The 12,814-nt window shown below is 58.0% G+C and carries 8 protein-coding genes; 3 read left to right on the top strand and 5 right to left on the bottom strand.

Going from position 1 to position 12,814, the window contains the following annotated elements:
* Positions 1-191: 191 nt before the first annotated feature.
* On the bottom strand, positions 192-2,861 hold the full coding sequence (locus tag RSSM_RS29175) for a hypothetical protein (protein ID WP_008688347.1): 2,670 nt from the start codon (positions 2,859-2,861) through the stop codon (positions 192-194).
* Between the two features lie 55 nt (positions 2,862-2,916).
* On the opposite strand from RSSM_RS29175, the gene RSSM_RS29180 reads away from it, so the two are divergent.
* Both RSSM_RS29180 and RSSM_RS29185 read left to right on the top strand, forming a co-directional pair.
* On the top strand, positions 2,917-3,876 hold the full coding sequence (locus tag RSSM_RS29180; protein WP_008688348.1) for a sugar phosphate isomerase/epimerase family protein: 960 nt from the start codon (positions 2,917-2,919) through the stop codon (positions 3,874-3,876).
* 128 nt (positions 3,877-4,004) lie between these two features.
* Complete coding sequence (locus RSSM_RS29185; RefSeq protein ID WP_008688350.1) at positions 4,005-5,294, top strand: 6-phosphofructokinase; 1,290 nt, start codon at positions 4,005-4,007, stop codon at positions 5,292-5,294.
* 297 nt (positions 5,295-5,591) lie between these two features.
* Here RSSM_RS29185 and RSSM_RS29190 read toward each other — a convergent pair whose 3' ends face one another.
* Both RSSM_RS29190 and RSSM_RS29195 read right to left on the bottom strand, forming a co-directional pair.
* Positions 5,592-6,911: a tuba protein gene (locus RSSM_RS29190; RefSeq protein WP_008688352.1), complete on the bottom strand. Its 1,320-nt coding sequence runs from the start codon at positions 6,909-6,911 to the stop codon at positions 5,592-5,594.
* Positions 6,912-7,065: 154 nt separating this feature from the next.
* On the bottom strand, positions 7,066-8,319 hold the full coding sequence (locus tag RSSM_RS29195) for an ATP-grasp domain-containing protein (protein WP_008688355.1): 1,254 nt from the start codon (positions 8,317-8,319) through the stop codon (positions 7,066-7,068).
* Positions 8,320-9,060: 741 nt separating this feature from the next.
* Between RSSM_RS29195 and RSSM_RS29200 the strand changes: the two genes are divergently transcribed.
* Complete coding sequence (locus RSSM_RS29200) at positions 9,061-10,116, top strand: ketopantoate reductase family protein (protein ID WP_008688357.1); 1,056 nt, start codon at positions 9,061-9,063, stop codon at positions 10,114-10,116.
* 52 nt (positions 10,117-10,168) lie between these two features.
* Here the strand turns inward: RSSM_RS29200 and RSSM_RS29205 are convergent, their stop codons facing one another.
* Complete coding sequence (locus RSSM_RS29205; protein ID WP_008688359.1) at positions 10,169-11,854, bottom strand: response regulator; 1,686 nt, start codon at positions 11,852-11,854, stop codon at positions 10,169-10,171.
* Between the two features lie 59 nt (positions 11,855-11,913).
* On the bottom strand, positions 11,914-12,813 hold the full coding sequence (locus RSSM_RS29210; RefSeq protein WP_160168189.1) for an ATP-binding protein: 900 nt from the start codon (positions 12,811-12,813) through the stop codon (positions 11,914-11,916).
* Position 12,814 lies beyond the last annotated feature (1 nt).

The following is a 12,814-nucleotide window of genomic DNA, read 5'->3' on the forward strand; positions in this document are numbered from 1 at the left end:
AGGTGCGATCGTAATCGTTCCCATCAAGGATTGACCGATCGGGTTTTCATATCGAACGCCGACCGTTTGTTCGCGCCCCAAAAGGGCATCGATTCGCTTCTTGTCGATGTCGACGGACATTCGGAACTCCGCCAGCGCCGGGTCGATCCCGACGAGAAACTTCGGCACCCGGCCAACGTCCACGCGGTGAATCACTTGTCCGTCCACAATGCTTTTTGCAGTTCTCGACGTCGCCCCCACACGTCGACCTCGTAGACATTGTCACCAAGGAACAGCCGTTCGGTTCGCGGGGTATCGCTCCAAATCAAAATCACCGAGGAGTGCGAACTGCGAAAGACGATATTGTGCGAACCGCCACGCATCTGCAGCGAACCGATGTTGCGTGCCCTCCCGAGCAGAAGGCTCGTCGTTCGCCACGGCAGCAATAGATCATCGGGATGCCAATCTGGCTTCACTAACGTGGCCTCCGGTGCCATCGGACGCCGTACGAATGCCGCCTCGACCTTGTGTCCCCGCACGGTCGCCATTCGCAGGACGAGATCAGTGATCCGCGAGTCGCGGTCGTATCGTTGCGCCGGTAGTGGATCGATCGTCAACCATGTATCGCCGCGGTTGCGACGAGCCACAGGTGCCGACGAGACGATCGGGTTCTCTCCGCCTCGAACGAGACCGGTGAGTTGTCGTTGTGTCGTCCCGCTACGGGACGCCGGGCCTACGGATCCGTTAAAGCCACCTTCCTCGAGATCCAACATGGCATCGAGTTCGTCCGACGTCAGCGGTTGATCGAGGTGCCGAATCACGCCTTTCCACGAGTCACCGCCAATCTCTGGGACGTCATCCATCCACGCCCACGGGATGACAATCTCCAACGGCTGACCGAAGCCCTGCAATCCGTCCGCAATGCTTTCGATCTTCTCACGCAGGTCGGGCAACTCTTGAAAGCTGTTGTCGGTTTCGTCGCCGAGTTGCCACATTCGGATGCGGAACGTCATCCGATTCATCACCGCGTCGAGTTGCGGACGCCACATCACGGGGTCATTCAAAAAGTCGGCGACGCGTGCCTCACCTCGTTCCCGCACCCGATACAGTTCAACCTGATCGGCGCGCGGACGATCCAACAGACCGACCGGATTGATGCCCACATCACGCAGCCGCGACGCGAGCGTTGCAGCCGTGTCCGCGGTCGTCGCTTCCCCCGGCGGAAACCAAATCGGCAACTTCGCCCAACCCACCCCGACGTTACTAAGCCACTGCGAGACGATCTTTCCCGACACTTCCTTGCGGTGATACCGATGAACCAATTCCTGCGGCAACGTCCATCCGAAAGGCAACGGTTCGATCTCAGTCGGCTGGCTCGCGAATACCGACATCGCCGACTGCCGCGACTGGTCAGCCTGCTCGCGGGGTGACGGCGGTGCCCACTCGCGAGGATCGTCCGTCAAACGGTCGACCACCACAAACGTCGATCGGTTCGACAGCGACGCCCCGCGTTCATTTTCCATCGAGGCATCGATGATGTAATACCCGGGGGGCAAATTTTCGAGAGCCCAATCGAACCACAATGAATCTTGGTCCGCTCCTCTCGCGTCCGGATTGGTTGACTGGACCAGTCCGGCGTCATCGCCAGAAACCGGCTCATCCACGAGCGCTGGTACGGGTCCGCTCGCCTCCAGTGCACTGACTTGTTCAAAGTCGACGATTTCCAATTCACGACTCGCCGACCTCAGTTCGTTTTCATCGTGGTCGAGCAACCGCAAACGCACCCGAGTCGGCTCGCTAGGCAACCCCATCAACTGGGTCGTCGCAGTCACTCGCTCGCCCCGGCGATAAACACCAAACGGTTGGTCGGTGGTGACCTTCATTTGCGGGAATTGGCGGAACGTGATGTTGTCGAACGACACCACGCCGCGAATGTCTTGCAACCCGTCGGCGGCGCCCATCACGTTCAACGCCACCCTCATTTCGCGAGCACCACGCGGCGGAGTCAACGCCTCAATGACCAGCGATCGCCAGCGAGTCGTCTTGGTGATCGCCGGGGTCGCTTCCCGTTTGAGTTCATTGCCTTCGCCGTCATAGAAAATGACCTGCGCGTACACCGAATCGTGGACGAGGTTCTGGGTGAAGACGTCGACGCTAAAACGATACTGGTACCGGCGGCTGGTCGGCAAAGGGGGCGAGACCACGCGGGCCTGGCCGCCATCGAGCCGCACGGTCAAACAACGGTCGACGAGAAAGTCCGCGAGCGATGGTGGCAACGGCGGCAAACGTTCCGACTGTGGAATCCACTTCAGCGACCGGCGAATTTGAGGCCATCGCAGCAGCAACGCTGTGTCGAGCGCCAACACATTCGCCTCGAGTTCTTTCTCGCGAGGCGTGATCAGGATGCGAACGTATTCCGGAAAACCGGTTTCGACATGGCGTGTGAAAAGATCTGGCCATTTATCGAAATCCGCGTCGCCCGAACGCGAGAAATCCCAACGATAGGTCTTCAATCCCGCCGGACCGATGTGCTCGATCACCCCACCGGCCGATGCCACGGAGGTTTCTGACGAGTGACCACGTTCGACTCCGCGGGGCGTGCGTTTGGACGAGTCGTTTTGAGACGAGGTGTTTTGCGACCGCGGGTCGATGTTCGCCTCGCTGGTGCCTTTGTCGGCTCTCGCGTAAGCTGTCGGCGGCTGCGCGTGCACAGCCCCGCCGTTGCCCGGAGAGGCGTCTCCATGAGCCGCCACGAATAGCAACACCACCCCCCAAACAACCCCTCGCGCCGTTCCCGCCGACGTCCAGTGAGACAAAACCGCATGCCCGCCCGGGATCTCCCGGACGCGCCGACGACGGTCTTTTGCGGCAACTGCGATCATGGGAAGACGGAAACGATGAGGGAGACAGTAGTTTTAACGAAAAGAGGCGACAGAGTTGGCTGAAATCAAAATCGCCGTTCGGCTGGATTCGCTCGGAAACGTCAATCCTTCGGCGGCATCATTGCGTCGTGTTTTAAGTTGGGTTGCAGCCTCGGGCGCGACCAGCGTCGAACTTTGCGGAAGAAGGGTTTTGAACGTATCTGAGTTATCGGATACGGCTGTGCGAACCTTGCGGAAAATTCTGGATGATCTGAATTTGCGGATCGCATCGATTCGGTTTCCGACGCGTCACGGGTTCGATCATCTGGAAAATCTCGACCGCCGAATCGAGGCGACGAAGGCGGCGATGCGGGCCGCTTACCGGCTCGGCGCCCCTCTCGTGGTCAATCAAATCGGCCCCGTCCCGCGGCCTCCGTCGTCGGCGTCAAACGATTCGAGTCGTTCCGGATCGGGTTCGTCCGCATCGGGTCTCGCCATCGGGGGGCTCCCGCCGGAGGGACTCAGCCTCAGCGAAGCACTGGCGTGGGCCACCGGAACGCCGCCGGACGCGTCGTCAGAACCGGAAACCGTCGACCCGCGTTGGAACACCCTGCGAGAGGTTCTCGACGACCTGGGGCGATTCGGGGCTCGAACCGGAGCGTTTTTCGCGGCCGAAACCGGGACCGAACCGGGCGAGCACCTCGCTCGCCTGATCGACATGAGTTCGGAAGCCTATATCGCAGTCGCACTCAACCCGGGCCAACTAATCATCAACCGGCACAGCGTCCCCGATGCGGTTGCCGCACTGAAGGATCGGATTCGAATCGTCAACGCGGTCGACGGCGTGCTCGACCTTTCCGCCGGTCGCGGCATCGCGGTGCCGGTCGGCCAAGGGACCGCCGATTTCCCGTCGCTGCTCGGACAACTCGAGGATATCCCCTACCGCGGGCCGTTCGTTGTCGGGCGTTCAGGCATGGCCCCCGAGACCGCGCCGCATGAGATCATGCAGAGCATCGAGTATCTGCGAAATTTATAAACCGCGTATCGGCGGACCCCCACGGTGACGGAACAAATCGGATATCTTGGCGTGCGTCCATAAATGCTTAGAATCTGAGACGCGAAGAAATCACACTATCAATCAACCTCCAACCTTCAAGTGAAGCCGTGCCCGATCTGGCTCATCATAATCTCGATATTAAACGCGTTGCCATTCTGTTCGCTGGCGGTCCCGCTCCTGCTGCCAACGCGGTTATCAGCACGGCAGCGTTTTCGTTTCTCGAAGAAGGCGCGCAAGTATTCGGGATCAAACACGGTTACAGCCGCTTGGCCGAGTACACCGCCGCCGGACCGCTGACCGAAGGTGAAGACTACATTAGGTTCACCCATGATAATTTGATCAACGCCCGCAGCAGCCGCGGGATCATGATCGGAACGGCACGGACCAACCCCGGCAAACACGTCAGCAGCCCAGAACACCTGAAAGATGCCGAACTCGTCGCTCCGTTGCGAAGAGTTTATGAAGGTTTGTGCTCGCTCGAGGTCGACGCGTTGATCTCGATCGGTGGTGATGACACGCTGAAGACCGCCAACAAACTGAAGATGTTCCAGGACAATTTGCCTGGCGACGCGCGACGTTTCCCCGTCGTTCACCTTCCCAAAACGATTGACAACGACTACTCGGGAATAGACTTCACGTTCGGATTCTTCACCGCCGTCGAAACGCTCGCCGAAGAAATCCGCAACCTGAACTTTGACGCCGCCGCCGGCCGTGCCTACTTCCTCTGCGAAGCGATGGGACGCAGCGCCGGATGGTTGGCATACGGTGCCGCGATCGCTGGCGAAGCCAGCATGGTGCTCAGCGTTGAAGACATCACGGGTGCCCTCGCGGACGAAGAGGTCGTCAACACGGAAACCGGCGCCACCCGTAAAGTCATGGCTCTCGAACGCGTGATCGACCGCATGGTCGACATGATGCTCGCCCGCGAACGCGAAGGCCGACCGTACGGCACGATCGTGATCGCCGAAGGGATGGCGGAGTATCTGCCGTCGAAATACCTCGAAGGCATCACCCGCGACGATCACGGGCACATCAACATCTCGTTGATCAACCTGTCCGCCTTGATGTCACGTTTGCTCGCCGAACGTTACGCCGAACGCACCGGACGGACACGCAAAGTCAACGGGCTGCAACTCGGTTACGAAGCCCGCTGTGCTCCCCCTCACGCATATGACGTGATCCTCGGGTCGCAGCTCGGCGTCGGTGCCTACCGTGCTCTCGTTGAGGAAAAACTTAACGGCGTGATGGTGTCCTCGTCCGGTCAATTCGACCTGCACTTCGTCCCCTTCGAAGAACTCGTCGACCCGCAAACGTTGGTCACCAAAGTTCGCTTCATCGAGCAAAACAGCGACTTCCACCGACTCGCTCGCTTTCTCGAAACCTGCGTCGACGGTTAGTAGACGCGACGGCTGGAGCGTTAATGAGAATGACGTAGCCGATGTCGCTAGACTTCGGCAGTCTGAATGCTGGCGAACCCAGCTGCTAAGACCAAACACGGCCAGTCGCTTGACGACCCAAAGTAGGCCGGATGAAGGAGGCATTGCGAGGCCCATCCGGCGAGCGTGTGAATGCCGGAACGTCGCTACGCTTGGTCCGGCCTACAATCCACAAACTGAATTCTGGCGAATCCAGCTACGAAAGCCAGACACGTCAAGTTTCAAAAACTCCGGACGCGACTCGTCCGCCGACTCTCGCTACCCAACCAGAGCCGCGTGAATTTCCCCCAGCAACTGACCGCCTAACTCTGCGGGTACATGGGGCGGGGTCACGCACGTCATCGACAACGAATCCCGCAGCGTTGCCGCATTGATCACCACGTTGCCTCCCAAACGAGGCTGCGACGATGCGAAAAAGAGTTCTTCGGCAACCAAGTCGTTGTACTGGGTTTCGATCGATGCCCGGCCGAGGTTGGACAAACACACGTCGGCCACCGACGCGAACTTCCCGTCCCGGGTGTTGCTCCGCAGGTAGCCCATCGCGATGGAGTGATATCCCAGCGGCGGAACCGTGTTGGTCGAATGACGCTTGAGCAATCTCGCCCGATACGTTCTCGCTAGGTCCCATAGGTCTCGATCACGGGGCCGGAACCATTCTGTCTGAGAGAACGAAAACGTCCCCATCCGGCTCTCGGGCATTGCATCAGGACGGTTGCCATTCTTCTGCACCGGGGGATCCACGCTGTCCATGGTGGTTTGCATAGAAACGTTGTCACTGGCACCGGTAATATTCACGTACGCTCGCATTGCCGCCGACGCCAAAGCAGCGTTCACAGTCGTTTGCTCTTGTTTGCACTTCCCGATCAAACGCGACGTTTCCGCCGCAGTGAGGCTGAGAAACGCCACCGACGACGCATAGTCAGACTGCACCTCACCAATGGGAAACAACTCCTTCTTTCCGATCGATTGAAACGCATCACCGACCGCATCCGTCACCAACCGCGCCGTCGCCCGTAACCGCTGAACGATTCCATAGCGTTCCTCGAGCGTTTGCGAGAAATCCTGCGGGTCGATTAAAACGGTTTCGCCTAGTTGCCGGCGTCGGTAAAGGTCCAACAAAGTTTCGACGAGAACAAGAAGCCGCCGACCATCCAATGAGGCATGGTGGACACCAAAGATAAGCTCGTGGTGGGTGTCGCCGCGAAGAATTTGGAAGCGACAAAGCTCGCGACAAACTTGCTCACCATCGCTCGACTCATCCTGAAGAAACGGTGTGTTCATCTGTTGCCGCAGAGCGTCCTTCCAATGCTGGTCATCTCGCCGCGATTCAATCGGAACATCGGCGTCCCGATTCAACGTCGCAACGTAGATCGGACGCTTCCCACCGGGCGATCGGATTTCACCAGACATGTGCGGATCACTGGCATAGATCTCGCGATAGCAATCCGCGAGCAACTCGGCATCCAGCGTGCCATTCAAACGACACGCCGCACCCACCGTCAGCGCACCAAACACACTCTGCGCCCCCGCAAAGAATGCTTCCGATGCTCCAAGCCGACGTTGCGGTAAACGGTTCATACTGGTTGGTATCTGCAAATGTTGACAAGTTCGTGGCAGCAAGGGAAAACCACCGCGATCATCCCACGCACGCGCCACGACGCCAATGGCAGGCCAGCGAGAACATTCACGCACGGTCTTTGCTCAACGTTTTCGCACACGATTCGCGTTCACGTCATCCGAAACTCAAACCCTCGAACGCATCCGCGTGCATCTCATCAATGATGGTGGCTGCTCGATGGGGCAAAGAATAATTGTCCACGGTGCTGTAGGCCAATTCCTTCGCCGAACGCGGAGCAACGAGCAGCCTCAGGATGACCGCGATGGCGGGAACCAAACTCAAAGGATCCTCACGCGGTCTCGTCAGTTCACTGTCGTATCCACCAAACACGCCGCGACCACGCAGTTGATCCCACAATCGCTTGATGAGATCTCGCCGAGTCGCGCCGTTGTACGCATCGGCGATCATCACGATAAACCCGTTGTGGGACACCACGCCGGGACGTGCCTCGGGCAAATCCTCTACCCTTTCTCCGGCCGCAATCCGAGCCACGGCGTCACAAACCGGTACACCGGAGATTTCGAAGTTCAGCGTTTCACCGATGCGTGGATTGATCTCGATGTACTGCGGAGCATGGCGATCGGTATCGTAGAAGTACTCGATTGAAATCGGTCCGTGCCAATGGAGTTCACGTCCGAGCACCGCCAAGTGTTCACGGACGACCGGGTGAGAGGCGCTCACCCGCAATGCCGGCCCACCACCAATCCCGGTCCTCAGGATTTCCGAACACGCGAAACCGACCAGGCGGCCTTCTTGGAAAACCCCGGTCGCCGCTGACTGGATGCCGATGCCGGGACTCTGCAGCACAACCGGCTCACCGGACTTCCACGCCCCCGCGGATTCGAAACGATCAATCGCCCCGCTCAACTCCTCTCGGTTGGTGACCTTCTCCACACCGAGACTCGCGGTACTGTGAGCAAGCTTGATATAGCACGGGAACAGAGGCTGCTGACCAATCTCTTCCCGAGTTTTCGCGATACGGCTTTCGGGAACCGGCAATCCGATTTCATTCATCAACGCGACAAAGTTCGCTTTGCTCTGCACACGTTCAATCGCATCGAACGCCGGCACAGCCAAGCCGACATGTCGCCGGAAATACTCGCGAAACTTAGAGAAGAGATAGACCTGCTCGTGCGTCGGGAACAAGACGTCGTACTTGTACTTCGCGATCGCCTCGAGTGTGCTGCGTGCGTAGCCGTACGGGTCCTCGGAAATCGGCGGGCACTCGATTCGCCGCCGCACCCGAGTCGAAAACCGACACTGACACCATGGCGACGGATCCATCAAATCCAAACGGTACGGTTTCGCGAGACCATAGATCACTTGCCGCGCCGAACTGCTCGATCCTTCCGAAAGCAAAATTCGCACTGCAACTCCGTTGGGAAAGGGCTGGTTCGACTTTCAGGCGACGCGGCCGCTCAATCAAGCGCCGCGTTGGCGATGCAATCACAACTCCAACACCGGAGTCCTTCGCTGCCTAGTGGTGCGTCAACACCTAGTTTTAGGGAAACGAAACTCGCCAACGGTTTGTCGATTTAATCAAGAGTCAACCTGTTTTCGTTTAACCGGTAGCCGTAGGCGACGCTTGACGGAACACAACCTACCCTTCGGGCACGGGTTAAACGAAAATTGAACGGTATTGCCGTTAAACGAATAAATCAAAAGCCCGCCAAGACTTTCGGGAGTGCTCGTGAATCACCAAAAGTCTTGGCGACTCTCGCTACGCCCTTGAACCCTCATTCTTGGTCGTGACGCACCACTAGCGGCAATGACGAAAGATCATGACAAGCGACAATGACAGGCTACGCCTCCGCCTGTTTCTCAAACACTCTAGCCCGGCCTCATTTCCACGCAAGCACACATCATCTTTCCATCCAAACACAGATTGCTCCCCGTTCACATACACCGCCAACACCTACGCGAGAGGGCCCCTCCCCCCCAACAGCACAGCGAAAATGACACCCTTTTTGAAAAATCGCTCTCACACTAACATGCTCATCTTGCCTAGTTTCGAAACGGCGTCGAGCCTGAGCCATCTCGCTCGAATCTGCGACGCACCTTCCAATCGAATCGCCACACACCGCTTTCATCTCTTTGCCAACGACCTCAATGTTTCCAAAGAAAATCAGCGTGATCGGCGCGGGCGCCATCGGCGCCATGTTCGGTGGGCTGATCAAACACCACCACCCGTCAACGGAAGTTGTCCTGATCGCGAGGGGCAAACATCTACGCGTGATGCAAGACCGTCGCGCGGTCGAACTGCGAGGAAAATGGGGACACCGTCTCGTGCCGATCATCGCGGCGTCCTCCCCCGATGCGGTCGTCGATTCGGACGTCGTGATCTTCACGGTAAAAACTCAAGACACCGACCAGGTCGCGAAACAATACGCTCAGGCGATAGGAGACGCTGTTGTCGTTTCCCTCCAAAATGGGATCAACCAACACTTGCTCACGCGGCATCTCCATCCCGACCGCGTCGTCGCCGGCATGACATCCACGAACATGGCGTTGATCGAACCCGGCGTCGTTCAGTGCAACCGAGGCGGAATCAGCGTCATCGGTCCGACGAGTAAGCAGGTCGCCACCACGACCGTTGACTTGGCACATCGGACCCTCGCGGCCTCGGGACTACCGATCGAAGTTTCCGAATCCATCCTCGGCATTCAGTACAACAAACTGCTGTTCAACACGATGGGGTATGCGTCGGTCGTGTCGTCGACGGACCTGCTGCGTGACGGGATCATGACCCGAACGTGGCGAAACGAGGTCGCTCTGCCACTTCTGACCGAAGGACTGCATGTGCTGCAGTCCGCCGGAATCTTGCTCGAGCGGGTGAGTGGCATGTCGGACGTCTATCGCTTTCGTAACTTCCTCCGAGCCCTCAATCTCCCGACCGCCAACACGCTCGCCAGCGCAACGTTGCGGGGACCACTAAGCCTGCCCGGCATCGTGTTTTCCGTCTACCAGGATCTCATGCGGCGACGACCGACCGAGATCGACTATGTCAACGGCGAGATGGTTCGATTGGCCAAAGAAAGCGGTACCGACGCTCCTCGCAATTCCAAGATCGTCCAGATGACCAAGAGCATCGAGTCGCACGACCAGCCAAAATTCTTCTCCAAGGAAGACGTCATCGCTGAGTTTCGCCAGTTGCAATGCGACTGAGCCGAACGATTCGCTCCCAATCTCGCCGAGTAGCGGATCGACCTGCGCCGGATCAACCGATCGTTGCGTGGATCGCACCGTAGCTCATCGGTAGAGCGATCGTTTGCGGAAGCGATTGATAGAACTTCGCGTCAACGCTTTCGATGGCGACGACCACGTTGGCGTCCGTCGCGGCCTTGACCATCTTTTCCGCCTCAGGGCTTCGCACGCCGAGGAAGTTCACCAGGACGTCACCTTTCGCGCTCATCGGATTGAAGCAACGTTCCATATCGGCACGCAGTGATCGCACGATCGCTTCCAGGAAGTCGAACGAATCCGACACACTCGCGCAGTAGCTCAACACCCCGGTCGCGTTGGCCTTCACCGGCAATTGGCTCTCAACCGTCGGCGAGAAGTTGATCCCATCACTGTTCTCTCGAGTTTGTTCGATGATCGAGTCGATCGACCAAAGCTCCAACTCATCGGCGGCACCACGACTCGGCAGACGGATATCGTCCCACGGTTCCCAAATACCGATCACGGCCTGAGCCACGATCCCCGCCAAACGCACCAACTTCACACGTGTTTGCATGAACTCAGGCAATTGAGCCAACTCCTCATCGGAGTCATGCAAGTGAACGAGAACGTCGATTTCCGCTCGGTTGATGCCAAACGCGTCCATCGACAATGAATGAATTTCTCTCGCATCCATTCCGAACACCGCCCGCTCGCGATCCCTCAACGATTGATTCGTTTCGAGACATTCGTCGATCAGTTCTTTGTATCGGTCGGGATAGAGCCTCGCCAAGGCGACTCGAGACGCATCTTGCATCGCGGCGCACAACACCAACCCATCGGCAATCTTTTCGTGCCCGCCTTGTTCGATCATCAGTTCAATCGCCAACCCGGCGGCGACGCCTCGCGCCCAAATCAGTCCAAGGTTGAGCGGGGAAGGTTGGTCACTGAGCAACGCCGCCTGAGCGGTCGCGGCGAGTGCCAAACGGCCGACCCGCTTCTGACCCAATTGCACCACCGCACGTGGAAGATCAGCGATCGGCACACCGCTCTCGTTGTAGAACGGGCTCTTTGCCATGCCGATGATCTCCTGCGTCAGGTCGTCATTCTTCGCAATCGATTCCGCCAAGGCTTTCGTGTCGACTTCATCCGAACCGCTCATCCGATAGACGTTCAGCGACGTGTCGCAAACCGGCACGACCACTTTGCCCGATTTAAAATCGTCCGCAACATCCTGCTGCGTGATTGGAGATTCGGCCCCCCCGTCGTTTGCAATGTCGTTTGCCCCGTTGACTCCCGCGTCGCTCGCCGGTGTCGCGGAAGTCGCATCTGGTTGCGACGCAGGTTCCTTCGCGAGCGACCTTTCGCGGGCCCTTCGATCCGCGATCGCCCGAACCTTCATGCTCAGAACCGAATAGTCGATCGGCTTATAGACAATATCATCGATTCCACGGCTGATGAGATCTTTCGCCAAACGTGGTTCGGTAACCCCGGTCAAAACAACGACCGCGGGCGGGCTCGCCAATTCCATCAGCTCTACCGCGAGAGCATGACCGTTTTGGTTCGGCATTCGAAGGTCGGTAACGACCACATCGTATCCCCCCGATTGCGCGAGTTTCGCGGCTTCTTTGCCGTCGGCGGCGGAATCACAACAGAACCCCTCTCGCGTCAACGCGCGAATGGTCAGGTTCCGAACCAATGGCTCATCATCAACAACGAGTGCGGTAACGGCAGAATCAGACATGGTTTATTAGCAGAAACAAAAGAAAACAGACAACAATATGGAGAGTCAAAACGGAACGCTTACGCGATCAATTGACCCGTGTTGGAATCCAACATTTCACGAATCGTTCTTAACAACGACGAAGGATCGATCGGTTTCGATAGAACCTGCAACTTTGGCGACGTCTTCTCCCACGTCGACGTGTTTGACTGCACGTCGTATCCGCTGCAGAACAACACCTGCATGTCAGGGCGTACCTTTGCCAAGTGTTCCGCAACCTCGCGGCCGTTTTTATACGGCATCACAACGTCGATCAGTGCGAACTGGATGGCGTTGAGGTTTTGATCGATCTTTGTGATCGCGTCCTGACCGTCGACTGCAGCGACGACGTTGTAGCCGGCACTTTCGAGCGATCGAATCGTGATGTCACGGACGCTCGCGTCATCTTCGGCGACTAGCACCGTTTCGTCTCCTCCGGTGATCGGCGCGTCCTCGACCTCGTCGACACCTTCGTCACTCTCGACCTCGTTCGATGCGACCGGCAGATACAGTTCAAAGGTGGAGCCTTCGCCGAGTTTGCTCTTCACGCGAACACAACCACCATGTTCTTCCGCGGCGCCGAAGACCATCGATAGACCGAGCCCCGTTCCGTGACCAACCTCTTTGGTCGAGTAAAACGGCTCAAAAACACGATCGGCAACGTCGTCCGACATGCCGCAACCTTCGTCTTCGACCGAAATGACAACGTAGTTGCCCGGCTGCAACTCGCACACGTCTCTGCACGACTGCAGTTCGTCAATCTCCACCGTCTTCGAGGCAAGCCGAATGGACAACTTCCCGGAGTCGTTCATCGCGTCTCGCGCGTTGATGCAAAGGTTCATCAACGCCTGCGAGACGAGATTCTCGTCCACGAAAACCGTGCTTTCATCGTCGTCCGAGTAAATATCCAGTTCGATCGATGACGACAGCAATGGCTTCACC

The organism is Aporhodopirellula sallentina SM41 (genome assembly GCF_000346505.1).
Classification (GTDB): domain Bacteria; phylum Planctomycetota; class Planctomycetia; order Pirellulales; family Pirellulaceae; genus Rhodopirellula; species Rhodopirellula sallentina.

Coding starts and splice junctions, on each gene's coding strand:
- RSSM_RS29200 (WP_008688357.1), top strand. CDS start 9,061: ATGTTTCCAAAGAAAATCAGCGTGATCGGCGCGGGCGCCATCGGCGCC.
- RSSM_RS29190 (WP_008688352.1), bottom strand. CDS start 6,911: ATGAACCGTTTACCGCAACGTCGGCTTGGAGCATCGGAAGCATTCTTT.
- RSSM_RS29205 (WP_008688359.1), bottom strand. CDS start 11,854: ATGTCTGATTCTGCCGTTACCGCACTCGTTGTTGATGATGAGCCATTG.
- RSSM_RS29175 (WP_008688347.1), bottom strand. CDS start 2,861: ATGATCGCAGTTGCCGCAAAAGACCGTCGTCGGCGCGTCCGGGAGATC.